Here is a 25,877-nt window from a genome sequence, read left to right as displayed (position 1 = left end):
TGCCCGCCGTCGCCCCCGATCCCGCCGCCCGCAGCAGACCAGAAGGGACGCACCCCGCCATGCACCCGCACGACACAGCCCCGCACACCGGTGAACTCACCGTCACCACCGCCTCCTTGGACGCCTGGCGCCAGGTGGAGGAGTGGGCCGCCGAAGAAGGGTGGAACCCCGGACACGGCGATACGGCCTGCTTCCACCCCACCGACCCGGCCGGTTTCTTCATCGGCAGCCTGGACGACCGGCCGGTCTCCGCGGTCTCGGTCGTCAACTACTCCGCACAGTTCGCGTTCCTCGGCTACTACCTCGTCCACCCCGCCCACCGCCGGCAGGGGCGGGGACTGGCCACCTGGCGCGCCGCCTTCCCGCACGCCGACGGGCGGACCGTCGGGCTCGACGCGGTGCCCGCCCAGCAAGCGACCTACCGGCGGGCCGGGTTCACCGCGGCCTACGAGACCCTCCGGTACGGGGGACGCCCCGAGCGCCCCGACGGCACCGCCTCAACGCCATCGGGCATCGTGCCCGTCGACGCGTCCCGCCTCGATCCGGCCCTCCTCGACGGGATCGCCGCGTACGACCTGCGCTGCTTCCCCGCCGAGCGGCGGGCCTTCCTCGCGCGCTGGCTCACCGCCGACGGCCACACCGCCCGCGTCCGCCTGCGCGACGGCCGGATCACCGGCTACGGAGTGATCAGGTCCGCGCGCGACGGCCACCGCATCGGCCCGCTCTTCGCCGACACCCCCGGCGACGCCGAGGCGCTCTTCGACAGCCTCACCGCCCACCTCGGCCCGGACGACGAGGTCAGCCTCGACATCCCCGAACCCCGGCGCGACGCCCAGGCGCTCGCCACGGCCCGCGGCCTGACCCCGCGCTCGCACACCATCCGCATGTACACCGGCCCGGTCCCGCCGGTCCGGGAGGAGTACACCTACGGCGTCACCAGCCTCGAACTCGGGTAGGGCGGGCCGTCACCGTGGCCCCGGCCGGGCAGCCGGGTGCCGGGGCCCGGGGCGGGGCGGGACGGCTGTACGGCGGCCATCCGGAGGTGGGCCCGACACGAGGAGAGCCGAGGTCCGGCACCTTCTCCTCCGGCGGGCGGACCGCCGGCGCACCGACCCGCCCCGCCTCCGGTCCCGCCCCGCGGCGGCGGCCGACGCCCGCGGAAATCCGGCGGGCTAGCATCGCCCAATGCCGAAGATCACCCACTCGCCCGCACCGGATGCCCGGCCCGTCCCGCCGATACGCGAGCTGGATCTGACCGACGGGCCGACCGCCGCCGCCGTGCACCGCACCGGCCGCAGTGCCTACGCCGTCGAGGCCGGACTCATCGGCTTCGACGGTATCCCGGCGCTCCGGGAGAGCCTGGCGGAGCTGCGGGCGCGTCCGCTGCGCTGGCTCGGCGCGGTGCCCGCCGCGGGGACGGTTGCCGCGTTCGTGGCCTGGCAGGACGAGGGGCCACCGACCGGGGCCGTCGAGATCGACCGGGTCTGCGTGGACCCCGCGTGGTTCCGCCGCGGTCTGGCAACCCGGCTGCTGGACCACCTGATGCACGAGATCGCCCCGGACCGCGACATGGTGGTGACGACCGGCGCCGCCAACCAGCCGGCCGTCACGCTGTACCGGCGGCTCGGATTCACCCGCGCCGCCGACTTCGAGCCGGTCCCCGGGCTCCGCATGGCCCGCTTCGTACTGCGCCGTGGTGCACCGTCCGCGACGGCGGCGCCCGGGGAGCAGCCCGTGGTCTGCCGGTCGCGGCTACGGCAGATAGCGCTCGATGGCCGCCGCGCCGTCCTCCTCGATGAGATTCCTGGCCCATTCAAGGCTCGCGGGGGTGGGCTCGCGCCCGGATGCCATCACCAGGTCCTCCGGATCGAAGGGCCGCTCGCCACCGGTGTACAGCACTTTCGGCCGCTGTTCGGCCGAGCTTTCCCTGCCATTGCTCGTCACGGGACCTCCTCGTGTCGCGTCCGCCCAGGCGCTGGGACGGGCGCTTGGTTCCATCATGGGGCTGCGGCCCAAACGCCGCACGACAGGCGCCGTAGCGGGCGCCGGCCCGGTCAGCCCACCGGGCGCGGGGCGCCGGGATAGTCCGGCGGGAAGGACTGTTCCGTCCAGATGGTCTTGCCGTACGGCGCGTAGCGCGTCCCCCACCGCTGCACCAGCTGCGCGATGATGAACAGCCCCCGGCCGCCCTCGTCGTCGCTCTCGCTGTGCCGCAGATGCGGCGAGGTGTGGCCGGTGTCCGAGACCTCGGTCAGCAGGGTCCGATCGCGCAGCAGCCGCAGATGGAGCGGCCCCGCGGCGTGCCGGACGGCGTTGGTGACCAGCTCGCTGACGACCAGCTCCGTGGTGTACGCGAGCTCCTCCAGGCCCCATGCGCGCAGTTGGCCGGTGGCCAGCTCACGGGCGTGGGCCACCGCCGCCGGCTCGGCGGGCAGCTCCCAGCCGGCGATCTGACGGACGTCCAGTTCACGGGTGCGCACCAGCAGCAGCGCCGAGTCGTCGGCGCCCGCCCCGCCGGGCAGCAGCGCGGCCAGCGCCCGGTCGCACAGCTCCTCCAGCGGCCTGCGGTGATCGGTGAGCACCCGGCCCAGGATGTCCAGGCCCACATCGATGTCACGGTCGCGGGCCTCGACCAGCCCGTCGGTGAACAGGGCGACGAGGCTGCCCACCGCCAGCTCGATCTCCAGCGACTCGAACGGCAGGCCCCCCAGCCCCAGCGGCGGCCCGGCCGGCAGATCGGGGAAGTACAGCCCGCCCTCGGGATCGACGATCGCCGGGGGCAGATGTCCGGCCCGCGCCATGGTGCAGCGCCGCGAGACCGGATCGTAGACCGCGTACAGGCAGGTCACGCCGGTGGCCGCGTCATCGACGCCGGGGTCCTCGGAACCGGGCACGACCCGGTCCGCCGCCGGCTGCCCCACCAGGTCGTCCAGCCGGCCCAGCAACTCGTCGGGCGCCAGATCCAGCCGGGCCAGGGCCTGCACGGTCGTCCGCAGCCGGCCCATCGTGGCCGCCGCCTGGAGGCCGTGCCCGACCACGTCGCCGACGACCAGCCCGACCCGGGTACCGGAGAGCGCGATCACATCGAACCAGTCGCCGCCGACCCCGGCCCGCGCGTCGGTGGGCAGATAACGGTGGGCCAGCTCGACCGCGGACTGCTTGGGCAGCCGCTGGGGCAGCAGATTGCGCTGGAGGGCGAGTGCGGCGCGGCGCTCGCGTGTGAAGCGGCGGGCGTTGTCCAGACACACCGAGGTACGGGCCACCAGCTCGGCGGCGAGCACCGTTTCGTCGCGGTCGAAGGAGGCCGGATGCCCGGCCCGGGTGAAGGTGACCACCCCCAGCGGGGTACCGCCGGTCCGCAGCGGCACGACGACGGTGTGCTCCGCCTGCACCAGACCGCCCGAGGACAGGCTGCGGTACTGGGGTGAGCCCGGCGGATAGCTGACGGGGTGCGGCCGCGGCGCGGGCCCGTCCGCCGCCGCGTCGCCGTACCGGGGGTCGGCGCGGGACGCGACACGCATGAGGACGGGCGCCGCCCCGTCGCCGGGGCCCGGCTCGTCGCCCTCCAGCACGGCCTGCACCAGATCGACGGTGACGAGGGTGGCGAACGCGGGGACGGCCACCTCGGTGACCTCCCGGGCGGTGGCGGTCATGTCGAGGGTGGTGCCGATCCGCCGGCCGGCCTCCACCAGGAGGTTCAGCCGGCGCTGGGTCCGGTAGCGGTCGGTGATGTCGAAGGATTCCTCGCAGAGGCCGAGCACCGTGCCGCCCGCGTCCTGGAGCCGGTAGTAGGAGCAGGACCAGACGTGATCGGTCCCCGGATCGGTGGGCGGCTCGCCGACGAAGTGCAGGTCGAGGATCGGCTCACCGGTGGCGAGCACGTACCGCATGACGGCGTCGAGGGTGGTCGGATACCCCTCGGTCACGAACACGCCGGCCGAATACAGCTCGTCGGCCCGCTTGCCGAGGTACTCCGGCAGCGGCTGCCCGACCTCCCGTTCATAGGCGGTGTTCGACCAGGTCAGACGGAGATCGGTGCCGTAGATGGCCAGGCCGACGGGGGACTGGGTGGCCAGCCCGTGCAGCATGGCCTGCCACGACTCCCATCTGCGCAGCGCGTCCAGCCCGGTCAGCACCAGGAGGCGCGCCGGGCCCGCCCCGCCGTCGGCCAGTGGGCAGACCGTGACCGCCACCCGCAGCGGCCGGCCGTCCCGGTGCCGCGCCGTACGGGCCTCGCTGCCGTTGAGCGGCCCCGGTGGCGCGGCCCCCGCCGGGGCGGGGGCCAGGAACGTGTCGACGGGGCGCCCGATGACGTCCCCGGGCGCGTACCCGAGGAGCTTCTCGGCCGCCGGGCTCCAGCCGATGACCAGGCTCCGGGCGTCCAGCACCGCGGTGGCCGCCCTGGTGACGTCGAGGGGACCACGGAAATCGGCGCTCTCGGCCGCGTTCCCAGCGTTCATGGCATCAGCCCAGCCCGGTTCGGTACCTACAGCATCGAGCGGGATCAGGACCGGCACAACCCGTGCCGGGGGCCGGTGAGGGCATCCGCGTGACCGCCCGGCACCCCCGGTGCCCGTGGGGTGTGAAGGGCAGCTGTGGCCGTGGTTAAGAAATCCTCGATGGACCGGACGGCCGGGGTACGGAAGATTTCCTGCCGTAGATCGCGAAGCCGGGCGCCTGCCCGGCAGGTCACAGCATGCGGAAGTCGCAGCATTCCGAAGTCACAGCAATCCGAGGTACGGGAGCCGTCGCGGTGAAGGCACTGGTCAAGCAGAAGGCGGAGCCCGGTCTGTGGCTCATGGACGTGCCGGAACCGGCCATCGGCCCGGGAGACGTGCTGATCAAGGTCCTGCGCACCGGGATCTGCGGTACGGACCTGCACATCCGTTCCTGGGACGGCTGGGCCCAGCGGGCCATCACCACCCCGCTGACCCTCGGCCACGAGTTCGTCGGCGAGGTCGTCGCAACCGGCCGTGATGTGGCCGACATCAAGGAAGGCGACCTGGTCAGCGGTGAGGGCCATCTGGTGTGCGGCAAATGCCGCAACTGCCTGGCCGGCCGCCGCCACCTGTGCCGCGCCACGGTCGGCCTCGGCGTCGGCCGGGACGGCGCGTTCGCCGAGTACGTGGCGCTGCCCGCCGGCAATGTGTGGGTGCACCGGGTCCCCGTCGATCTCGACATCGCCGCCGTCTTCGACCCGTTCGGCAACGCCGTGCACACCGCGCTGTCGTTCCCGCTGGTCGGCGAGGACGTCCTGATCACCGGCGCCGGACCGATCGGGATCATGGCCGCGGCCGTCGCCCGGCACGCGGGCGCCCGCCATGTGGTGATCACCGACGTCAGCGAGGAGCGCCTGGCGCTGGCCCGCAAGGTCGGCGTCAGCCTCGCCCTCAACGTCGCCGAGCGCCCGATCGCGGACGGCCAGCGGGAGCTGGGCCTGCGTGAGGGCTTCGACATCGGCCTGGAGATGTCCGGCCGGCCCGAGGCGATGCGCGACATGATCTCCAACATGACGCACGGCGGCCGGATCGCGATGCTCGGCCTGCCCGCCCAGGAGTTCCCCGTCGACTGGGCCCGGATCGTCACCTCGATGATCACGATCAAGGGCATCTACGGCCGCGAGATGTTCGAGACCTGGTACGCGATGTCCGTCCTGCTGGAGGGCGGCCTCGACCTCTCCCCGGTGATCACCGGCCGGTACCCGCACCAGGACTTCGAGGCCGCCTTCGAGGACGCGGCGAGCGGCCTCGGCGGCAAGGTCATCCTCGACTGGACCACCTGACCCGCCCTTTCCCACGCCGTTCTTCACCCGCTCCTGTCCCTCCCCGCTTTGGAGACACCCCTCATGTTCGACTCCGTACGCGACGAACTGCGCGGCACCCTCGATGAGATCCGCGCCGCGGGGCTGCACAAGCCCGAGCGCGTCATCGGCACCCCGCAGTCCGCCACCGTCGCGGTCACCGCGGGCGGCCGCCCCGGCGAGGTCCTCAACTTCTGCGCCAACAACTACCTGGGCCTCGCCGACCACCCCGAGGTCGTCGCCGCCGCCCACGAAGCACTCGACCGCTGGGGCTACGGACTGGCCTCGGTCCGCTTCATCTGCGGTACGCAGGAGGTCCACAAGGAGCTGGAGCGGCGCATCTCCGGCTTCCTCGGCCAGGAGGACACGATCCTCTACTCCTCCTGCTTCGACGCCAACGGAGGCGTCTTCGAGACGCTGCTCGGCGCGGACGACGCGGTGATCTCCGACGCCCTCAACCACGCCTCCATCATCGACGGCATCCGGCTCTCCAAGGCCCGCCGCTTCCGCTACGCCAACCGCGACATGGCCGACCTGGAGCGGCAGTTGAAGGAGGCGGCGGGCGCCGGCCGCACGCTCATCGTCACCGACGGCGTCTTCTCCATGGACGGCTACCTCGCCCCGCTGCCCGAGATCTGCGACCTGGCCGACCGCTACGGCGCCATGGTGATGGTCGACGACTCGCACGCCGTCGGCTTCGTCGGCCCCGGCGGGCGCGGCACCCCCGAGCTGCACGGTGTGCAGGACCGGGTGGACATCATCACCGGCACCCTCGGCAAGGCGCTCGGCGGCGCCTCCGGCGGCTATGTCGCGGCCCGCGCCGAGATCGTCGCCCTGCTGCGCCAGCGCTCGCGTCCCTACCTCTTCTCCAACTCGCTCGCCCCGGTGATCGCGGCCGCCTCGCTGAAGGTGCTCGACCTCCTGGAGTCGGCCGGTGACCTGCGCGAGCGCCTGACCGCCAACACCGCGCTGTTCCGCTCCCGGATGACCGAGGCGGGCTTCGACGTCCTCCCCGGCGAGCACGCCATCGCACCGGTGATGATCGGCGAGGCGGCGGAGGCGGCCCGCATGGCGGACCTGCTGCTGGAGCGCGGCGTCTACGTCATCGGCTTCTCCTACCCGGTGGTCCCGCAGGGCCAGGCGCGGATCCGCGTCCAGCTGTCGGCGGCGCACTCCACCGAGGACGTCAATCGCGCGGTCGACGCGTTCGTCGACGCGAGGTCCGCCCTGTAACACTGGGGGCATGATCGAAGCGCGGCGGCTGCACATCCTGCGTGCGGTGGCTGACCACCGCACCGTCACGGCCGCGGCCGCCGCGCTGTATCTCACGCCCTCGGCGGTCTCGCAGCAGTTGGCCGCCCTGGAGCAGGAGACCGGCCACCACCTGGTGGAACGCGGTGCCCGCGGCGCCCGGCTGACCGCCGCGGGCGAGATCCTGCTCAGCCACGCCAACGCCGTCCTGGCACAGCTGGAGCGGGCCGAGTCGGAGCTGGCCGCGTACGGCTCGGGCGAGGCGGGCACGGTGACCGTCGCGGCCTTCGCGACCGGCATCGGACTGGTCGTCGCGCCCGCGATCACGGAGCTGGCCGCCTCCTCACCCGGTATCCGCGTCCGCGTCCGGGACGCCGAGGGCGACGCCAGCCTGCTGATGGTCCTCGACCGGCAGGTGGACGTGGCGGTGGCCGTGGAGTACCGCGGCGCCCCCGGCGAGGACGATCCGCGGCTGACCCGGGTCCCGCTGTACGCCGAGCCGTTCGACGCCGTGCTCCCGGTCGGCCACCGGCTCGCCGGCGCGCCGCGGGTGGCGCTGGCCGACCTCGCGAAAGACCCGTGGATCGGCCCGTACCCCGGCAACCCCTGCCATGACGTGGTCGTGCTGGCCTGCGAGTACGCCGGTTTCGCGCCCGATCTGGAGCACTCCTCCGACGACTTCCGGGCCGTCGTCGCGCTCGCCTCGGCCGCGGCGGGTGTGGCGCTCGTCCCGCGTTCGGCGCTGCGCGGTATGGACCTCGCGGGGGTGGTGGTGCGCCCGGTCGACGGTGTGGCGCCCACCCGCCGTGTCTTCGCGGCGGTGCGCCGCGGCGCCGAGGCCCATCCGCTGTTCCGCCCGGTGCTGGCGGCTCTCGGCGCGGTGGCCGTTCCCCGGGGCTGAGGACGGGCGGCCCCGGCGCGCATGACGCCGGGGCCGCCCGCGGACCGGTGTCAGGCGGCGCCGAGCGCCCGTTCGGCCTGCCGCCGCAGCAGCTTCTTGTCCGGCTTGCCCGCATCGGTCAGCGGCAGCGCGTCGACGAACGTGACGGCGGCCGGTTCGTACATCGCGCCGAGCTCCGCGCGCACCAGGCCGCACAGCAGCTGTCCGTCGATTCCGCTGCCGGGTTCGGGCACCACGGCGGCGTGCACGCGTTCCCTGCGGTCGGCGTCGCGGACTCCGAAGACGGCGCTCTGCCGGACCTGCGGATGGGAGGTGAGCAGCTCCTCCAGCTCGCTGGTGTACACATGGCCGCCGACCACGACGATCATGTCCTTGAGCCGGTCGACGAGGGTCAGATAGCCCTCGGCGTCGAGGAAGCCGAGGTCACCGGTGTGCACCCAGCTGTCCCGCAGGACCTCGGCGGTCAGCTCGGGCTGCTTCCAGTACCCCTTCATGATGCCGGCGGAGCGTATGCAGACCTCGCCGTGCTCGCCCGCCGGCAGGTCGCGGCCCCGCTCGTCGCGGATCGCCACCTCCACCCCGGGCAGCACCTTCCCCGCGGAGCGCAGCCGGTCCGGGCGCCCCGGGTCGTGGTCCGCGGGGGTGAGCACACTGATGCCGCCGGCTTCGTTCTGCCCGTAGATCTGGAGCAGCACCGGGCCGAAGGCCCGTACCGCCTCGGCGATCCGGGCCGGGGAGGACTGGCAGCCGCCGTAGACCAGCGTGCGCAGGCTGGAGGTGTCGGTACGGGCCAGGTCCGGGTGGTCCAGCAGCTGGTAGAGGAGCGGCGGCAGCAGGAAGAGGTCGGTGATGCGCTCGCGTTCGACGGTGGCGAGCACGGCCGCCGGGTCGAAGTCGTCGAGCAGTACCACGGTGCCGCCCGCGCCCAGGGTGGCGTCGGCCAGCAGACCGGCCGCGTGCGCGAGGGTGGTGCAGACCAGTTGGCGGCGTTCCACGGGCTCCGGCGGATGCATGGCGCGCAGCCCGCGCGACTGCCCGAAGGTGCTGCAGATTCCCTTGGGGTGGCCGGTGGTGCCGCCGGTGTGGCGGATGGTGCACACGTCCTCCGCTCGCGCCAGGCTGCGGAGCGGCTCCGCGGAGTGTCCGGCGGCGAGCTCCAGCAGGTCCGTGCCCAGCTGGGTGGGGCCGAGCACCAGGACGGCCGGTACCGGCGCCAACTCGGTGATCTCGGCGGCCCGTTCCGCGCAGCGGGGATCGACGATCAGGGCGCGCGTCTCGACGTCGCGGACGATGGCGGCCTGGGACTCGGCCGAGAGTCCGCCGTAGAGCTCGTTGACCCGGCAGCCGATCAGGTTGGCGGCGTAACGCGCGGCGACCGTCTCCGGCAGGTTGCCGCTCAGCAGGGTGACGGTCTGCCCGCGGTCGATGCCCTGGTCGCGCAGCGCACGGGCCATCCGGTAAACGAGAGCGCGGAACTCGCCCGCGGTGACCCGCCGTCCCTGGTGTAAGAAGGCGTCGTGCCCGGGGTCGCGCTCCAGCGCGTCGAGGTTCTCCGTGACGTACGTGGGGAAGATCTGGGCCTCTGTGGACATGGCGGTTCCTCCTGGGGCGGGCATGCCCGGTCACGTACCCGGGCGGAGCTTTTGGTTGCCACGGGCAACCAAAAGCAGGGTAGCCCCTGCCGATCGGAAGATCCAACTCGGGTGATTCGGCGGAGCGTTGCGGCGACCCGAGGTGGACTGCCGGCGTGGGGGTCGGGCCGGGGGCGCGTTCGCCGCCGTCAGATCCCGCAAGGCGTGGCGGGCGTGGCTCGCGCCGGTGTCGGTCGGCAGCACCGAATGGCCCGAGCGGTCGAGTGGCTGCGCCTGTGTGGTGTGTTCGGGCCGCCTGATCTGCTGGGAGAGGGCCGGCTGTGACATGAGCGGGGCCTCGGTGGCGGGGGTGAAATCGGCGTGCTCGGCCGGCGTGAGCGGATACCCGAGATGGTGCGGTTCCGCGGCCATGGGTCGGCTATAGGCAGGAGCAATCGCAGAAGTAGGGTTTGCGGCTTGGGTGTTATAGGTACCGGTCACGCATGGTGGAACACATCGGCCCCGCCGGCGCGCCGCCGGCAGGAGTGACCATGTGCGTCCTCGCCGGGGGAGTCCGGCGTTTCCGGCGCGATGTGTTCCCCACCCCGGCGATGCTCTTCGCCCGCCTCGCCACCACCCACCGATCGACCCACCGAAAGGGCTCTCTCCCATGGTGCATGCGCAGACCGACCCGCAGGCCCGTCAGGAACTGGCCATCGCGGCCGTCGAGGCCAAGACCCGCAAGGACGTCAGCTGGCAGGAGCTGGCCGACGCCGCCGGCCTGTCGGTGGCGTTCGTGACCGCCGCCGTCCTCGGCCAGCACGCGCTGCCCGCGGACGCCTCACGGGCCGTCGCCGAGCGGCTGGGTCTCGATGACGACGCCGCGCTGCTCCTCCAGACGATCCCGCTGCGCGGCAGCATCCCCGGCGGCGTCCCCACGGACCCGACGATCTACCGCTTCCATGAAATGCTCCAGGTCTACGGCACCACCCTCAAGGCCCTGATACACGAGCAGTTCGGCGACGGCATCATCAGCGCGGTCAACTTCAAGCTCGATGTGCGGAAGGTCGACGACCCCGAGGGCGGCTCCCGCGCCGTCATCACCCTCGACGGTAAGTACCTGCCCATCAAACCGTTCTGATTCCGTGCCGAGGCCGGGGCCGGGGGCGGTGCGCCCCCGGCCCCGGCGGGCCGTGCGGCGGTGTCAGTTCAGTTTGATCACCGGCTTGTGCAGGTCGAACCAGGCCGCCAGGTCGAGCGCCCGCTCCAGCTGGGCGCGCTGGCCCGTGGTGATGGTCGCGCCGTCGGCCACCGAGGCTTCCCGCAGCCTCTCGCGATGGCAGAGGTCCAGGGCCGCGTGACCGGCTGAGAGGAGGTCGGCGGCCTGCGACTGGATGGCCGAGACATAGTTCGGGTCGAAGCTGCCGGGGTAGCCGCTCTTCTTGCGCTGGACGACCGACTCGGGCAGCAGATCACGGGTGGCCTCCCGCAGGATGCTCTTCTCCCGTCCGTCGAACGTCTTGAGGGACCACGGGGTGTTGAAGACGTACTGCACCAGCCGGTGGTCGCAGAACGGCACCCGGACCTCCAGGCCGACGGCCATGCTCATCCGGTCCTTGCGGTCCAGCAGGGCCTGCACCATCCGCGTCAGATGCAGATAGCAGACCTGCCGCATCCGCTTCTCCAGCCCGCTCTCGCCGTCCTTCAGCGGGGTGTCCGCCACAGCCGAGGAGTAGCTGTCGTGGAGGTACGTACCGAGGTCGAGGCGGTCCGCCAGGTCGGCGGAGAGCGTCCCCCGGAAGTCGAGCGGCGCGAGCCCGGCCAGCCACGGGAAGGTCTCCGCCTCGCGCCGTGCGTCGTGGAACCACGGGTAGCCGCCGAACACCTCGTCCGCGGACTCGCCCGACAGCGCCACGGTGGACTGCTCGCGGACCGCCTTGAACAGCAGAAACAGGGAGTTGTCCCGGTCGCCGAGCCCGACCGGGAGGTCGCGGGCCCCGACGGCGGCCCGCCGCACGGCCGGGTCGGACAGCGCCGCGCCGTCCAGCACGATGTCGCTGTGGTCGCTGTGCACATGGTCCTTGACGGCGTGCACGAACGGGGTGTCCTGCGTGGGGCTGATGTCCTCGGCGCGGAAGTTCTCGGCCTGGCCGGGGAAGTCGACGGCGAAACTGCGGACCGTCTCGCCATGTTCCCCCAGCTGCTTGGCGGCGAGCGCGGTCATCGCGGAGGAGTCGAGGCCGCCGGAGAGCAGCGAGCAGCGCGGCACATCCGCCACCAGCTGGCGGGCGATGATGTCCTCCAGCAGCTCGCGGACGTGCGCCACGGTCTCCTGCCGGCTGTCCGTGTGCTCGGTCGCCGTCAGCTGCCAGTAGGCGTGCTCACGCAGGCCGTTGCGGTCCAGCACGGCCACATGTCCGGGCCGCAGCTCGCGCATCCCCTCCCACACCGCGGCCCCGGGAGTCTTGGCGAACGAGAAGATCTCCCGCAGACCGTCCGGGCCGACCTCCGCGGTGGCCAGCGGGTTGGCGAGGATCGCCTTGGGCTCCGAGCCGAACAGCAGACCGTCGTCCGTCTCGTAGAAGTAGAAGGGCTTGATGCCCATCCGGTCGCGGATCATGACCAGCTTCTCGGTCCGGGTGTCCCAGATCGCGAAGGCGTACATGCCGTTGAGCTTCCCGGCCACCTCCTCGCCCCACTGGAGGTAGCCGCGCAGGACGACCTCGGTGTCGGAGTCGGTCGTGAAGCGGTGGCCGCGGCGCCGTAACTCCTCGCGCAGCTCCACGTAGTTGTACGCCTCACCGGAGTACACCATCGCGACCGCGCCGTCGTCGGTGCCCGCCTCCATGGGCTGCGCGCCGCCGGGGAGGTCGATGACGGCGAGCCGCCGGTGGCCGAGCGCGGCCCGCGGCGTCACCCAGGTGCCCCGGGCATCGGGTCCACGGCAGGACATCGTCTCGGTCATGGCATCGACGGATTCCTGGTGAGCGGTCAGGTCACGTCGATAGGAGATCCATCCGGTTATCCCGCACACGGCTATCAGCCTCATTCCTACGGAGACGGTTGCGTGTAGCGACCATCTCTCCGTCGAGGGGTCCGCACTACCCGTAGCGGCCAATCGGGTGCGTGGGGTTTCTCACCGGTAAATTCCTCCTAATAACGGGTTTCGCACCACAGGGGCCAGAGGTGCCCCAGGGGCCTGTGTGACGGCGAGATGGGGCGGGTGGCGACGCTGGCGGCCGTGCCGCCCCACGCCCCGTCAGCGTCCGGGGGTGCTGCCGGTGCCGGTCCATGCCGTCACCTGGCGGGCCGTCCAGGTGTTGATGATCCGGTCCGCGGGCACGCCGCACTCCTCGGCCCGCGCACACCCGTAGATCTGCCAGTCCAGCTGGCCCGGCGCGTGGGCGTCGCTGTCGATGGCGAACAGCGTGCCCGCGTCGAGCGCCTGCCGCAGCAGCGGACGCGGCGGATCGAGGCGGTCCGGACGGCAGTTGATCTCCACCGCGGTGTCGTACGCCGCGCAGGCCGCGAAGACGAGCCCGGCGTCGAACTGCGACGGCGGCCGCAGCGTGCCGGTGAGCTGTCGGCCGGTGCAGTGGCCGAGCACATCGACGAGCGGGTTGCCGACCGCCGCCACCAGCCGCCGGGTCATCGCCGCGGCGTCCATCCGCAGTTTGGAGTGCACCGAGGCCACCACCATGTCCAGCTCCGCCAGCAGTTCCGGCTCCTGGTCGAGGCGGCCGTCGTCGAGGATGTCGCACTCGATCCCGGTCAGCAGCCGGAACGGCGCCAGTTGCTCGTTCACGGCCGCCACCAGCGTCAGCTGCTCCCGCAGCCGGTCGGCGGTCAGCCCGTGGGCGATGGTGAGCCGGGGGGAGTGGTCGGTCAGTACGCACCACCGGTGTCCCAGGTCGCGGGCGGCGCGGGCCATCGCCTCGACGGGGCTGCCGCCGTCCGACCAGTTGGAGTGCAGATGGCAGTCGCCGCGCAGCGCCCGCCGCAGCCGTTGCCCCCGCTCCCCGTCCACCAGCGGGCCGCCCGCCTCCGCCGTCAGGCGCGCCAGATAGCCGGGCACCCGCCCGGCGAGCGCTTCCTCCACCACCCCGCTGGTCTTGGGGCCCAGCCCCTTGACCCGCGCGAGCGACCCGTTCAGCGCCCGCCGCCGTACCTCCTCGCCGGACAGCTCGCCGATCACCGCCGCCGCCGTACGGAACGCCTGTACGCGATAGGTCACCGCGCCCTGCCGCTCCAGCAGAAAGGCGATCCGCTCCAGCGCCTCGACCGGCTCCACGCACCGCTCCTTCCCGGCCGACGGCACCGCTCCGGCCCGGCGGGCGGGCACCGCTCCGTCCTGGCGGGCCGTCCCCGCCGCCTTCCTCCCACGGTGCCGCACCCCGGGACCGGCTGCCACTTTCCCCGGCCGCACCGGCGGCGCGTAAGCGGCCGGGTGCCGAGGGACGGGGCGACGCAGGGGCATGAAGACGGTGGCGGCCGATGGGCCGACCGGTCACCACACGGCCGGACCGCGCTTCCCGCAGGGAGGGATACGCCCCGGGCGCGGCGCCCGCTCATCCGATCGAGGCCGTCATACCGGATTCGTCCCCCATGGGTGTGCCGTATCGGCAAGATGCGCCTGTGCCCACCCTCACCCCCCGCACGCGCCGACGGCGCCACCGCCGCACCCCGCTCCTGCCGGTCCTGGGCTGTGCGGCATTGCTGTCGCTGTTGCCCGCCGCCGCGCCCGCCCCGCAGCCGGCCGCGCCGCCCGCCGCCGACCAGCGCGTTTCCGCCTATCTCAAGGCCGTCGAGGACCGGCCGGCGGCGCTCCGGGCCTTCTTCCGGGACCTGCCCAAGGGCGCCGATCTGCACAACCACCTCTCCGGAGCCGCCTCGACCGAACTGCTGATCCGGCTCGCCGGCGAGGACGGACTCTGCGTCGACGAACGGACCCTGACCGCCCGGCTGGCGCCCTGCGGCCGGCACACCCGCCCGGCCACGCAGGCCCGGACGGACGCCGGCTTCCGGCGGCGGATCCTGCGGGCCTGGTCGATGCAGGACTTCCCGCCGGGGGAGTCCGGGCACGACCACTTCTTCGGCGCCTTCGACAAGTTCCGTGCGGTCTCCGATGCCCACATCGGCAGGTTGCTCGCCGAGGTGGCGGACACCGCCGCCCGGAACCACCAGTTCTACCTGGAGACCATGGTGGCCCCCGCCGCCACCGGCAGCGAACAACTCGCGGCGGACGTCGGCTTCCATCCGGACCTCGCGCGGCTGCACCGGCTGCTCCTGGCCGACGGGAAACTGGACCGCCTCGTACGCCGGGCCGAGCGGGAGACCGACGCGGCGCTGGCGGAGTTCCGCGCGGCGGGGGAGTGCGGCACCGGCCACCCCCACCCCGGCTGCCGGCTGCCCTTCCGCTTCATCTACCAGACGTCCCGAGGAAGTTCACCCGAGCGGGTCTTCACCCAGCTCGCCCTCGGCATGCGGCTCGCCGAACGCGATCCGCGGTTCGTCGCCGTGAACCTGGTGCAGCCGGAAGACGGGGCGAACGCGCTGCGCGACTACCGTCTCCAGATGCGGATGCTGAATTACCTGCACGGCGTCTACCCGCGCGCCCACATCACGCTGCACGCCGGTGAACTCACCGCCGGCCTCGTCGGCCCGTCCGACCTCCGCTTCCACATCGGCGAGGCCGTCCGCACCGGCCGGGCCGAACGCATCGGCCACGGCGTCGACGTGGCCCACGAGGACCACGCCGCCGCCCTTCTGCGCACCATGGCCCGGCGGGGGATCGCGGTGGAGGTGCCGCTGACCAGCAACCGGCAGATCCTCGGTGTCCACGGAGCCGAGCACCCTTTCCCGCTCTACCGTCGCTACGGCGTCCCGGTCGTGCTCTCGACCGATGACCCGGGTATCTCCCGTACCGACATCGGCGAGGAGTACCGTTATGCGGCCCGCACCTACCGGCTCGACTACCGCGAGCTGAAGGATCTGGCCCGTGCCTCGCTGGACCACGCCTTCCTCCCGGGTGACAGCCTGTGGGACGCCGGGCGCGACGGACCGCGCGCCTTCACCCCGGCCGTCCCCTGCCGCGGGGAGCGGCCCGGCACCCGGGCCCCGCGGCAGAGCTGCGCGCACTTCCTCGCCAACAGCCCCAAGGCCACCCTCGAATGGCGGCAGGAGGCCGCCTTCACCCGCTTCGCGGAGCACATCCGCCACCTCGCGCCCTGACGGCGGGTGCCGCGCGGACGGCGAGCCGGTGCCCGGAGGACCGGCGTCAGTACCGCTGAGCCTTGGCGACCCGGGGGGTGAGCTTCACATCGGCCGGTTTGTCGCTGACGGCGAGGGGCTGCGCGCGCTCCCCCGGACCGAGCTTCTCCGCCCCCACGGTCCTGCTCTCGACCGTCTTCCCGGACGTGTCCACGAAGTCGACCTGCACCGCGTACGACGCCTTCTTGTCGGTCCGGTTGACGATGTTCACCACGGCGACCAGCAGACCGGCGGTCTCGGCCCGCGGCTTACCGGTCAGCGACACGTCGGACAGTGCGTTGCCCCGGTCGTGCACCTTCTTCAGTTCGGCCGCCGCCGCCTCGTTGGCGCGGGCCGACTCGGCCGAGACCGATGCCTCGAACGCGGACGCGGCCGCCGACGCGGAGGAGGCCGCGGCGGAGGCGGAGGCGCGGGCGGACTCGGCGCTCGACGCGATGGACGACGGCGGTGTGCCCGAGAACGAGGCGGTATGGGGTGGTGTCGGGCGCGGGCTGAACGAGGCACCGCCGTTGCCGCCGCCGCTGTGGCACGAGACGAGGGCACCCGCGAGCGACCCCGTGGCGAGTACGCACACCAGGGCCGCGGGCAGCCGTCGTCGGTGCGCGCCGGCGCCGGGGGAGAAGGTCCTGCTCATCGCGTCCCGTCCTTTCACCGCGACGCCCCGGCCGCTGCCGCCGGCGCTTCTGTCGGGGTCCGCCTCGTCCATGCTGGGTGTACCGCCCGCCAGCCGCGAACCCTGCTGATCCATTGAGGTGCCGACCGGACGGGCGCCGGGGCTCCGCCACACCGGCGGGCCGGTACCGCCGCCGGGTCAGTACCGCAGGACGCAGGCGATCCGGCCCATACCGGCGAGCGTGTCGTCCGGTACGAAGGTCACCCGGGCGTCGGTCTCCAGGGCCTGTTCCACGATCTCGTCGACCATGTCGTCCCGGGAGTCCGGGTCGCCCGGTTCCGCCGGGACCAGATGGTCGCCGGTCGCCCGGACGGTCTCCCGGTAGTGCTCCTCCACGGCGAGGATCCGCACCCGTCCCTCGGACACGCACTGCCAGACCTCGTCGATCCCGGCGGCGAACTTCTGCCGTCCCTGGGCGTCCGTCAGGTCCGCCAGGACGGCGTCGACCTCCTGCCGCGCCTGTGCCGCGACGGCCGGCAGCACCGCCGCGCGGACGGCCTCGGCCGACGCGCGGCTCAGACCACCGTGCGGGATATGGGCGGTGGCGTGCCGGGCGACCGTGCCGACCTCGTCGAGCAGCGAGAGCGCCGCCGCCTCCCCGAGTACGTACAGCGGCCGGGGGGCGGACGCCAGCAGGTGTTCCACGGCGGTGTCCGCCGTGCGCAGGAACTGGCGGGTCTGCTCGTCGCGGAAGGTGCTGGGCAGATCGCCGATCTGTTCCTTGCGCTCGGAGTCCGGGGCCTCCAGATCCCGGGTCAGCGGGAAGTCCCCGGTGCGGTGCTCCGTGACGTGCTCGGCGCCGCCGCTCCAGAGAGAGATGCGGTCGGCCGAGATGACCAGCGCCCAGAAGGAGGGTTCGGCGGCGTGGGCGGCCACGAGGTTCCGGGTGAGGAACGTGTCGGAGAGCACCACCCGGGCGGGCACCGTGCGCCCCAGCGACCACACCTCATGCTCGCCGGGCGCGGCGAAGATGACCAGCCCGTCCTCGGCGTGCGCCAGATCGATCTCTTTGAGCGCACCGTCCAACTGCCCGATGACGTCGGTCCGCCGCTCCCGGGTCACGGCCGGGTCCGCCGCGAGCCGCTCCTTGGCCTCGGCGAGCAGGTTCCGCAGACGGATGGGGTCCTGCGTGTTGTCCGGTTCGCGGCGGTGGGTCGGCAGCACGATGGAGACCGCCGGGTACGGACGCGGTTTGCGCAGCCGGGCGAGGACGGCAGGACTGAGAACGGGGTGCATGGAGGCCCTTTCCGGCGGAGACGCCGTTGCTCTTCCCTTGGACGGTGGACTGCGTGGGTGGCACGGACGGTGTGGATGGCGTGGATGGGGTGGACTGCCTGGAGTACAGCCGTTTCGTGGTGTGTGAGGTGGCGATCGCCGGCTGAGGGAAATGGCCCCGGGGTGGTGCGTGCCGTGCGAAGCAATCAGACCCTATATCCAATTTTATTCTGTTATGGGAGTTACGCGCGGAGCGTCGGGGACGGCCGCCGCCCCGGGGCCGGGGCTCAGAAGTCGACGGGCTCCCGGATGAGGGGGCAGGTCATGCAGTGCCCGCCGCCCCGCCCCCGGCCGAGTTCGGCGCCGACGATGGTGATGACCTCGACACCGGCCTTGCGCAGCAGGGTGTTGGTCTGGGTGTTGCGGTCGTAGGTGAAGACCACGCCCGGTTCGACGGCGACGGCGTTGTTGCCGCTGTCCCACTGCTGCCGCTCGGACGCGTACACATCGCCGCCCGTCTCGATCACCCGCATCCCCGGCAGGCCGAGCGCCCGGGTGACCACCTCGACGAAGGTGCGGGACCCTTCGTCGCTGATCGTGAGGCCGGGCGCCTTGTCGCTCGGCCGCAGCGAGAACGTGTGCACACTGTCCATGATCTTCGGATACAGGGTGACGACGTCCCGGTCGGCGAAGGTGAAGACGGTGTCGAGATGCATCGCCGACCGCAGTTTCGGCATCCCCGCGACGATGACGTGCTCGGCCGCACCGTTCGCGAACAGCGCCGCCGCCACCTGCGTGATCGCCTGCCGGGACGTCCGTTCACTCATGCCCATCAGCACGACGCCGTTGCCGACCGGCATGATGTCGCCGCCCTCGAACGACGCCTGCCCCCACTCCCGCTCGGGGTCTCCCCACCACACGGTGCTGCCGGTGAAGTCGGGGTGGAACCGGTAGACGGCCTTCATCAGCAGCGTCTCGTCGTGGCGGGCCGGCCAGTACAGCGGGTTCAGCGTCACGCCGCCGTACAGCCAGCACGTCGTGTCGCGGGTGTACAGGGTGTTCGGCAGCGGCGGCATGAGGTACTCCTGCACGCCGGTCGACTCGCGGGCGAGACCGAGGTAGTCGGGCCGGAACTCGTCCGGGAGGTCGGCGGCGGCGAGGCCGCCGATCAGGTACTCGGCGAGGCCGCGCGGATCGAGTGTCTCCAAGAAGGCCCGGGTGCTGTCGATGAGCCCGAGGCCGACCTCGTTCGCGGTGATCTTGCGGTCGAGGAGCCACTCCCGGGCGTCGGGAATCGCCATGGTCCCGGCGAGCAGATCGTGGAGTTCGACGACGTCGACGCCCCGCCCGCGGAGCTTGTTGACGAAGTCGGCATGGTCGCGCTGCGCGTTCTCCACCCACATCACATCGTCGAAGAGCAGGTCGTCGGCGTTGGTCGGGGTGAGCCGGCGGTGGGCGAGCCCCGGCGCGCAGACCAGCACCTTGCGCAGCTTGCCGACCTCGGAGTGGACGCCGAGAACCGGCGGGGCGGCGGTGGTGTCGTTCGTCATGATGGGCCCTTTCTGGGACTCGGCTCGGGCGACGGGCACGGCCGCGGTCAGAGGCTGATCCAGCCGGTCGCCAGGGCGGCCACGCCGGCGACGGCGCCGAGGATCGAGACGGCGCAGATGACCGACTCGGCGGGGGAGAACGGCCGCCGGCCCTGTTCGCGCCGGGCCTGCACGAACAGGAACGTGGCCGGTGCGTAGAGGATGAAGGACATCAGGAAGTAGCTCAGCCCGGCCGCGTAGAGCAGGAAGGCCGTGTAGACGGTGGCCAGCGCCGCGATGATCAGCTGGCCGGTGGTCCGGCCGCTCTCCCGGGCGGCGCCGGCGAGCGGCAGCGAGATCTTGAGGGCGAACGCCGCCGCCAGCAGGAAGGGGATCAGGGACAGCGCACTGGTCAGATCGAGTGCGAAATTGAACGCGTCGCCGGAGAACAGCGTGATGACGAGGACGACTTGGGAGAGCAGGGTCGTCATCATCAGCGCCGGCACCGGGACGTCACCGGCACTGGAGCGGGCCAGGAAGCGGGGCATGTCCTTGTCCTTGGCCGCGACGAACAGCACCTCGGCGGCCATCAGCGACCAGGCCAGATAGGCCCCCAGCACGGAGACGATCAGCCCGGCGCTGACGAACACCTTGCCCCAGGTGCCGACCGCCGCCTCCAGCACACCGGCCATCGACGGCTGGCGGAGCTCGGCGATCTCGCCCATCGGCAGGATGCCGTACGACACGACGGTGACCGACGCGAAGACGGCGAAGACGCTCAGGAAGCCCAGCACGGTGGCGCGTCCGACATCCGCACGCCGTTTGGCGTGCCGCGAGTAGACGTTGGCGCCCTCCACGCCCAGGAAGACGAAGACGGTGGCCAGCATGGTCTCCCGGACCTGGTGGAACAGTGGCCCGGCGTAATCGGCGCCGCCGAAGTTCTCGGCGAAGACATGCGGCTTGAAGAAGAACAGCGCCAGGATGACGAAGACCACGATGGGGACGACCTTGGCCACCGTGACGATCCTGTTGACCGCCGCGGCTTCCTTGACGCCGCGGCGGATGAGGAAGAAGAACGCCCAGAGGCCGGCCGACGACAGGATCACGGCCAGGACGGTGTCGCCGTCGCCGAGCGCCGGCGCGATGGCGCCGATCGTCGACATGATGAGCACCCAGTACGTCACATTGCCGACGCACGCACTGGCCCAGTAGCCGAACGCCGAGAAGAAGCCGAGGTATTCGCCGAAGCCCGCTTTGGCGTAGGCGTAGACACCGGCGTCCAGTTCCGGTCTGCGGACCGCGAGGAACTGGAAGACCAGCGCGAGCATCAGCATGCCGGTGCCGGCGATCAGCCACGCGATCAGCGCACCGGCGACACCGGTCTCCTGGGCGAAACGCCGAGGCAGCGAGAACACCCCGGCGCCCACCATCGAGCCGACCACCATCGCGGTCAGCGTCATCAACGTCAGCTTGGCGGCCGGTGGTGATCCGGCGGTGGCGCCCTGGGCCATGTCGTACCTGCTCTCTGTGGCTGGTGCGGGGGCGGCCGGTCGCTCCTGCCGGCGGGCGGTCCGCTCCGCGACCGGCTCGACCTGATGAGCCGTCATATCGGTGGCGCCGCAGCGCCCGCGCGCGGCGGGACCGGCGCGGCCGAGGACGCCGTACGGCGGAGGGGACAGCGGGCGCGCACGGGGCGCCATGCGTGAACGGGGGAGGCGCGGGGCGGTGTGCGGTCCGTGGCCCGACGGGGCGGGAGGCGGCCGAGCGGCCGGGTATCCGAGTCGGTCGAGAACTCGTTCGCCACACCTCCGGACCACGGCAGCGCCCCGGCGGAACGCGCCTGCTCGCGTTCCGCGCCGGCAGTCACCCCGGCCCCCGGCCCGCGAACGTGGGCGGCACCGGGCCGGGGCATTCACATCGGGAAGAAATTACCAGCTATGTCACTGATTATCCCGATTTGGGAATTCCGGAGTGTAGGCGTCCGCGGTGGACGGCCGGACCTAATCTGACGGGCCGTGACACGAGAAAGGTCCCCGGACCCTCGCCGCCGCTGAGCGGCGAACCGGGCCCGGGGACCTCTCCCCGTACTGCGTGGACTATCAGCCGAGGGTCGCGAGCGCCTCGTTGAAGGTCTTCGACGGACGCATGACGGCCGCCGCCTTGGCGACCACCGGCTGGAAGTAGCCGCCGATGGCGGCCGGCGAGCCCTGGACCGCGATCAGCTCGTCGACGATGACCCGCTCCTGCTCGGTCAGCGTGCCGGCGAGGTGGGCGAACGCCTCGGCCAGCTGCGCGTCATCGGTCTGCCGCGCCAGCTCCTGCGCCCAGTAAAGCGCGAGGTAGAAGTGGCTGCCGCGGTTGTCGATGCCGCCCAGGCGGCGGCTCGGCGATTTGTCCTCGTTGAGGAAGGTGCCGGTGGCCCGGTCGAGGGTGTCGGCGAGGATCTGGGCACGCGGGTTGTCCGTGGTCTGCGCCAGGTGCTCGAAGCTGACCGCGAGCGCGAGGAACTCGCCCAGGCTGTCCCAGCGCAGGTAGTTCTCCTTGAGCAGCTGCTGGACGTGCTTGGGCGCGGAGCCGCCGGCACCCGTCTCGAACAGGCCGCCGCCGTTGATCAGCGGGACGACGGAGAGCATCTTGGCGCTCGTGCCGAGCTCCAGGATCGGGAACAGGTCGGTCAGGTAGTCGCGCAGCACGTTGCCGGTGACCGAGATGGTGTCCTCGCCGCGGCGGATGCGCTCCAGGGAGAACGCGGTCGCCTGCTCCGGCGCCATGATCTCGATCCGGAGACCGTCGGTGTCGTGCTCCGGCAGGTACGCCTTGACCTTCGCGATCAGGCTCGCGTCGTGCGCGCGGCCCTCGTCGAGCCAGAACACCGCCGGGTCGCCGGTGGCGCGGGCGCGGTTGACCGCGAGCTTGACCCAGTCGCGGATCGGCACGTCCTTGGTCTGGCACATGCGGAACACGTCGCCGGCGCCCACCGGCTGCTCCAGTACGGCGTGGCCGGCGGTGTCGACGACCCGGACCGTGCCGGCGGCGGGGATCTCGAAGGTCTTGTCGTGGCTGCCGTACTCCTCGGCCGCCTGCGCCATCAGACCGACGTTGGGCACCGAGCCCATGGTCGACGGGTCGAAGGCGCCGTGCGCGCGGCAGTCGTCGATGACGACCTGGTAGACCCCGGCGTAGCTGCTGTCGGGGATGACGGCGAGGGTGTCGGCCTCCTTGCCGTCCGGGCCCCACATGTGGCCGGAGGTGCGGATCATGGCCGGCATGGACGCGTCGACGATGACATCGCTCGGCACGTGCAGGTTGGTGATGCCGTGGTCGGAATCGACCATCGCCAGGGCGGGGCCCTCGGCCAGCTCGGCGTCGAACGCGGCCTTGATCGCCGCGCCCTCGGGCAGCGAGTCCAGGCCCTTGAAGATGGTGCCGAGGCCGTCGTTCGGGCTCAGGCCGGCCGCGGTGAGCGCCTCGCCGTACCGGGCGAACGTCTCCGGGAAGAAGGCGCGCACGACGTGGCCGAAGATGATCGGGTCGGAGACCTTCATCATCGTGGCCTTGAGGTGCACCGAGAACAGCACGCCCTCGGCCTTGGCGCGGGCCACCTGGGCCGCGAAGAACTCGCGCAGCGCCGCCACCCGCATCACGGACGCGTCCACGACCTCACCGGCGAGCACGGGCACCGACTCGCGCAGGACCGTGGTGCTGCCGTCGTCGCCCACCAGCTCGATGCGGAGCGCGCCGTCCTCGGCGATGACCGCGGACTTCTCGGTGGAGCGGAAGTCGTCGGCCGTCATGTGCGCGACGTTCGTCTTCGAGTCGGCCGTCCAGGCACCCATCCGGTGCGGGTGCGCCTTGGCGTAGTTCTTGACCGAGGCGGGCGCCCGCCGGTCGGAGTTGCCCTCGCGCAGCACCGGGTTGACGGCGCTGCCCTTGATCTTGTCGTACCGCGCGCGAACGTCCCGGTCCTCGTCGGTCTTCGGGTCGTCCGGGTAGTCCGGCAGCGCGTAGCCCTGCTGCTGAAGCTCCGCGATCGCGGCCTTGAGCTGCGGGATGGAGGCCGAGATGTTCGGCAGCTTGATGATGTTGGCCCCGGGGGTCTTGGCCAGCCGGCCGAGCTCGGCGAGGGCGTCGTCGATGCGCCGGCCCTCCTCGAGACGCTCCGGGAAGCTCGCAATGATGCGCCCGGCCAGGGAGATGTCGCGCGTCTCCACGCGGACACCCGCTGTCGAGGCATACGCCTGGACCACCGGCAGGAACGAATACGTTGCCAGGGCCGGGGCCTCGTCGGTGTGCGTATAGATGATGGTCGAGTCAGTCACCAGTACTCCGCTTCACGTCTACAACGTCTCGATATCAAGATATCTCGTGGCCGCCCCTCCCGGACACCGGCCCCCGTGTGCGGCCGCCGGGTACCCGCCGCGCCGTGCGGGCGCGCGCCCTCGCCGTGCGCCGGACGGCGCACGCGGCGGCATCGGTGCCGGGGACGCCGCTTTGTCATGCCCAGTTGGATCTTGCTGGTAGCGTCTGCCGGATGGGGAGGCACGAGACCGTCGTGCCGCTGGGCCGGGGGAGGACGACCACACGATGATGGGCCATTCACACGCGGTGAGCGGTGCGCTGCTCTTCGCGGGCACCGCGCCGTACCTGCCGCCGTTGGTGATGAACGCGCACCTGGCGCCGGAGGAGATTCTGATGGGCACCGTGCTCTGCGCCGGTGCCGCACTGCTGCCCGACCTGGACCACCACGACGGCACCATCGCCAACTTCCTCGGCCCGGTCTCCAAGACCCTGTGCCGCTTCGTCGCCTGGGCCTCCGGCGGCCACCGCCATGCCACGCACTCGCTGTTCTTCGTCGCCTTCATGACCCTCGGCACCTGGGCGGGAGTGACCTACCTGGGGCGGCCGTTCACGCTGGGCATGACCTTCTTCCTGCTGGCACTGGCCGTCCGGGCGCTCAACCTCTGCCCGCCCGGACACGGCTTCTCGGCCTGGGGCACGATCGTGGCGATGGCCGGCATAGGCACCGGCGTGATCGCCAAGTTCATCCCGTCGGCGCCGGGCTGGCTGCCCTACGCCGTCGGACTGGGCTGTGTGGCACACCTGCTGGGGGACTCCATCACCAAGCGGGGCGCCCCCTGGCTGTGGCCGATCAAGACCCGCTACGAGATCGTGGTGATCAAGAGCAGCGGCAACAAGCTGGAGACCGAGATACTCACCCCGATCATGGGCATCCTCACCGTCGTCCTGCTCTGGTTCACCGCGCTCTCGCCCGGGGCCATCAGCTAGGGACGCACCCCCCCCGCAGGGTGGCTACGACGGCGCCGGGGCCAGGTGCTCCGTGAACCAGTCCCGGGCGAGGTCCGTGACCTCCTCCAGGGCACCGGGTTCCGAGAAGAGATGGGTGGCGCCGGCGACGACCGCGAGCTCGCTCTCGCAGCGCAACTGCGCCTGGGCCCGCCGGTTGAGATCCAGCACCATCGGATCGTCGCCGCCGACGATCAGCAGAGTGGGGGCCGTCACCGCGGGCAGCCGCGGTCCGGCCAGGTCGGGGCGACCGCCCCGGGAGACGACGGCGGCGATACCGGCGCCCGGCTCCGCGGCCGCCCACAGCGCGGCCGACGCCCCGGTACTGGCACCGAAGTACCCCACCGCGAGCCCCTCGGCCTCGGGCTGTTCGCGCAGCCAGGCGGTGGCGTCCGCGAGGCGGCCGGCCAGCAGTCCGGTGTCGAAGACATTGGCCCGGTCGGTCTCCTCCTCCTCGGTGAGCAGGTCGAACAGCAGACTGCCGAGACCGGCGCGGTTCAGCCCGTCGGCGACGAACCGGTTGCGCGGGCTGTGCCGGCTGCTGCCGCTGCCGTGGGCGAACACCACCACGCCGGGCGCACCGGCGGGCACCGTCAACCGCCCGCGCAGCACCACCGCACCCGCCTGCATCCGCGCCTCACGCCCCTCGGGCACCGCCGCCTCCGACGGTCCCCGGCGGCTTCCCGCGGGGCGGCCGGACGCGCGCAGCCGGGCCGCGGCCCGGTCCAGGCAGGCGATGACCTCACCGTCCTCGGTCTGCGAGAAATCTTCGTAGAACTGACCGACCGCGAAGAAGTCCCGCGGTGTGCCCAGGCAGACCAGCTCATCGGCCTCCGCCCCCAGCCGGTCCGTCCAGTCCGCCGGCGCCACGGGGACCGCCAGCACGGTCCGCGCCGCCCCGCGGGCCCGGACGATCCGGCAGGCCGCCTGGGCCGTCGAACCCGTGGCCACCCCGTCGTCGACCACCAGCGCCGTCCGGCCCGCCAGCGCCACCGGCTCCCGGTCACCCCGGTACTGCCGCGCACGCTCCGCCAGCACCGTCCGCTCATGGGCCTCGACCTGCGCCAGCTCCGCCGGTGTGACCCGGGCCGCGTGCACCACCGCGTCGTTGATCACCCGGACGCCGCCCTCGCCGAGCGCCCCCATGCCCAGTTCCGGCCGGAACGGCACGCCCAGCTTCCGCACCAGGCACACGTCCAGCGGTGCGTCCAGCGCCTCCGCGACCTCCGCGGCGACCGGCACCCCGCCCCGGGGAAGACCGAGCACCACCACCCCGGCGTCCTGGAGATGTCCCAGCCGGGCGGCCAGCCGCCGGCCGGCGTCGAGCCGATTCGCGAAGAACACGATGCGACCTCCTCGTCAC

General features: G+C 72.3%; 19 protein-coding genes and 1 pseudogene. 8 read left to right on the top strand and 12 right to left on the bottom strand.

Translation table 11 applies throughout. From position 1 onward, the window contains the following. The first annotated feature begins 59 nt into the window (after nt 1-59). Both IH09_RS04315 and IH09_RS04310 read left to right on the top strand, forming a co-directional pair. The gene (locus IH09_RS04315) at nt 60-956 is read left to right on the top strand and encodes a GNAT family N-acetyltransferase (RefSeq protein WP_052854141.1); all 897 of its coding nucleotides are present in this window, start codon (nt 60-62) and stop codon (nt 954-956) included. A 229-nt stretch (nt 957-1,185) separates the two neighbouring features. After that, a pseudogene (locus IH09_RS04310) lies at nt 1,186-1,635 on the top strand (GNAT family N-acetyltransferase); the annotation flags it as partial. Between the two features lie 117 nt (nt 1,636-1,752). Here the strand turns inward: IH09_RS04310 and IH09_RS39625 are convergent. Beyond that, nucleotides 1,753-1,944, bottom strand: a complete 192-nt coding sequence (locus IH09_RS39625) for a hypothetical protein (protein WP_094793016.1) — start codon at nt 1,942-1,944, stop codon at nt 1,753-1,755. 110 nt (nt 1,945-2,054) lie between these two features. Then, nucleotides 2,055-4,460, bottom strand: a complete 2,406-nt coding sequence (locus IH09_RS04305; protein ID WP_052854139.1) for a SpoIIE family protein phosphatase — start codon at nt 4,458-4,460, stop codon at nt 2,055-2,057. A 293-nt stretch (nt 4,461-4,753) separates the two neighbouring features. Here IH09_RS04305 and tdh point away from each other — a divergent pair, with 293 nt between their 5' ends. From tdh to IH09_RS04290, 3 genes are all read left to right on the top strand, one after another. Then, on the top strand, nt 4,754-5,782 hold the full coding sequence (gene tdh, locus IH09_RS04300) for an L-threonine 3-dehydrogenase (protein WP_052854137.1): 1,029 nt from the start codon (nt 4,754-4,756) through the stop codon (nt 5,780-5,782). A gap of 63 nt (nt 5,783-5,845) precedes the next feature. Further along, a complete protein-coding gene (locus IH09_RS04295; protein WP_052854134.1) occupies nt 5,846-7,033 on the top strand; it encodes a glycine C-acetyltransferase in 1,188 nt (395 codons plus the stop codon). A gap of 10 nt (nt 7,034-7,043) precedes the next feature. Further along, on the top strand, nt 7,044-7,952 hold the full coding sequence (locus IH09_RS04290; protein ID WP_052854128.1) for a LysR family transcriptional regulator: 909 nt from the start codon (nt 7,044-7,046) through the stop codon (nt 7,950-7,952). A gap of 50 nt (nt 7,953-8,002) precedes the next feature. Here the strand turns inward: IH09_RS04290 and IH09_RS04285 are convergent, their stop codons facing one another. After that, entirely contained in the window at nt 8,003-9,544 is a 1,542-nt protein-coding gene (locus tag IH09_RS04285; protein WP_052854126.1) for an AMP-binding protein, read from the bottom strand. A 30-nt stretch (nt 9,545-9,574) separates the two neighbouring features. After that, nucleotides 9,575-9,955 (bottom strand): LysR family transcriptional regulator, encoded by a 381-nt coding sequence (locus IH09_RS40545; protein ID WP_107436817.1) that lies wholly within the window; start codon nt 9,953-9,955, stop codon nt 9,575-9,577. A gap of 238 nt (nt 9,956-10,193) precedes the next feature. On the opposite strand from IH09_RS40545, the gene cynS reads away from it, so the two are divergent. Then, on the top strand, nt 10,194-10,664 hold the full coding sequence (gene cynS, locus IH09_RS04280; protein ID WP_052854124.1) for a cyanase: 471 nt from the start codon (nt 10,194-10,196) through the stop codon (nt 10,662-10,664). 63 nt (nt 10,665-10,727) lie between these two features. On the opposite strand, the gene asnB is transcribed toward cynS, so the two are convergent. Continuing rightward, nucleotides 10,728-12,557, bottom strand: coding sequence for an asparagine synthase (glutamine-hydrolyzing) (asnB, locus tag IH09_RS04275; RefSeq protein WP_052854122.1), 1,830 nt, complete (start codon nt 12,555-12,557; stop codon nt 10,728-10,730). Nucleotides 12,558-12,782: 225 nt separating this feature from the next. Then, on the bottom strand, nt 12,783-13,814 hold the full coding sequence (locus tag IH09_RS04270; protein WP_052854120.1) for a PHP domain-containing protein: 1,032 nt from the start codon (nt 13,812-13,814) through the stop codon (nt 12,783-12,785). A 314-nt stretch (nt 13,815-14,128) separates the two neighbouring features. Between IH09_RS04270 and IH09_RS04265 the strand changes: the two genes are divergently transcribed. Further along, a complete protein-coding gene (locus IH09_RS04265; RefSeq protein ID WP_052854118.1) occupies nt 14,129-15,754 on the top strand; it encodes an adenosine deaminase family protein in 1,626 nt (541 codons plus the stop codon). A 46-nt stretch (nt 15,755-15,800) separates the two neighbouring features. On the opposite strand, the gene IH09_RS04260 is transcribed toward IH09_RS04265, so the two are convergent. From IH09_RS04260 to IH09_RS04240, 5 genes are all read right to left on the bottom strand, one after another. Beyond that, entirely contained in the window at nt 15,801-16,427 is a 627-nt protein-coding gene (locus tag IH09_RS04260; RefSeq protein WP_052854481.1) for a hypothetical protein, read from the bottom strand. 177 nt (nt 16,428-16,604) lie between these two features. Beyond that, on the bottom strand, nt 16,605-17,702 hold the full coding sequence (locus tag IH09_RS04255; RefSeq protein WP_052854116.1) for a baeRF3 domain-containing protein: 1,098 nt from the start codon (nt 17,700-17,702) through the stop codon (nt 16,605-16,607). A 266-nt stretch (nt 17,703-17,968) separates the two neighbouring features. Next, a complete protein-coding gene (locus IH09_RS04250) occupies nt 17,969-19,231 on the bottom strand; it encodes an arginine deiminase (RefSeq protein WP_052854113.1) in 1,263 nt (420 codons plus the stop codon). A 47-nt stretch (nt 19,232-19,278) separates the two neighbouring features. Next, entirely contained in the window at nt 19,279-20,721 is a 1,443-nt protein-coding gene (locus tag IH09_RS04245) for a basic amino acid/polyamine antiporter (protein WP_052854110.1), read from the bottom strand. Nucleotides 20,722-21,309: 588 nt separating this feature from the next. Next, nucleotides 21,310-23,529, bottom strand: coding sequence for an NADP-dependent isocitrate dehydrogenase (locus tag IH09_RS04240; protein ID WP_052854108.1), 2,220 nt, complete (start codon nt 23,527-23,529; stop codon nt 21,310-21,312). A 265-nt stretch (nt 23,530-23,794) separates the two neighbouring features. Here IH09_RS04240 and IH09_RS04235 point away from each other — a divergent pair, with 265 nt between their 5' ends. Next, nucleotides 23,795-24,496, top strand: a complete 702-nt coding sequence (locus tag IH09_RS04235) for a metal-dependent hydrolase (RefSeq protein ID WP_052854106.1) — start codon at nt 23,795-23,797, stop codon at nt 24,494-24,496. Nucleotides 24,497-24,520: 24 nt separating this feature from the next. Here IH09_RS04235 and IH09_RS04230 read toward each other — a convergent pair whose 3' ends face one another. Beyond that, entirely contained in the window at nt 24,521-25,858 is a 1,338-nt protein-coding gene (locus IH09_RS04230; RefSeq protein ID WP_052854104.1) for a phosphoribosyltransferase family protein, read from the bottom strand. Nucleotides 25,859-25,877 lie beyond the last annotated feature (19 nt).

This window comes from Streptomyces celluloflavus, from assembly GCA_000720995.1.
Lineage (GTDB): Bacteria > Actinomycetota > Actinomycetes > Streptomycetales > Streptomycetaceae > Streptomyces > Streptomyces celluloflavus.
The sequence above is the reverse complement of the archived record's forward strand: the minus strand, read 5'-3'. Positions and strand labels throughout refer to the sequence as shown.

Coding starts and splice junctions, on each gene's coding strand:
- IH09_RS04250 (WP_052854113.1), bottom strand. CDS start 19,231: ATGACGAACGACACCACCGCCGCCCCGCCGGTTCTCGGCGTCCACTCC.
- IH09_RS04295 (WP_052854134.1), top strand. CDS start 5,846: ATGTTCGACTCCGTACGCGACGAACTGCGCGGCACCCTCGATGAGATC.
- IH09_RS04255 (WP_052854116.1), bottom strand. CDS start 17,702: ATGCACCCCGTTCTCAGTCCTGCCGTCCTCGCCCGGCTGCGCAAACCG.
- IH09_RS04235 (WP_052854106.1), top strand. CDS start 23,795: ATGATGGGCCATTCACACGCGGTGAGCGGTGCGCTGCTCTTCGCGGGC.
- IH09_RS04290 (WP_052854128.1), top strand. CDS start 7,044: ATGATCGAAGCGCGGCGGCTGCACATCCTGCGTGCGGTGGCTGACCAC.
- IH09_RS04315 (WP_052854141.1), top strand. CDS start 60: ATGCACCCGCACGACACAGCCCCGCACACCGGTGAACTCACCGTCACC.
- IH09_RS04245 (WP_052854110.1), bottom strand. CDS start 20,721: ATGGCCCAGGGCGCCACCGCCGGATCACCACCGGCCGCCAAGCTGACG.
- IH09_RS04285 (WP_052854126.1), bottom strand. CDS start 9,544: ATGTCCACAGAGGCCCAGATCTTCCCCACGTACGTCACGGAGAACCTC.
- IH09_RS04265 (WP_052854118.1), top strand. CDS start 14,129: ATGGGTGTGCCGTATCGGCAAGATGCGCCTGTGCCCACCCTCACCCCC.
- IH09_RS40545 (WP_107436817.1), bottom strand. CDS start 9,955: ATGGCCGCGGAACCGCACCATCTCGGGTATCCGCTCACGCCGGCCGAG.
- IH09_RS04260 (WP_052854481.1), bottom strand. CDS start 16,427: ATGAGCAGGACCTTCTCCCCCGGCGCCGGCGCGCACCGACGACGGCTG.
- IH09_RS04305 (WP_052854139.1), bottom strand. CDS start 4,460: ATGAACGCTGGGAACGCGGCCGAGAGCGCCGATTTCCGTGGTCCCCTC.
- cynS (WP_052854124.1), top strand. CDS start 10,194: ATGGTGCATGCGCAGACCGACCCGCAGGCCCGTCAGGAACTGGCCATC.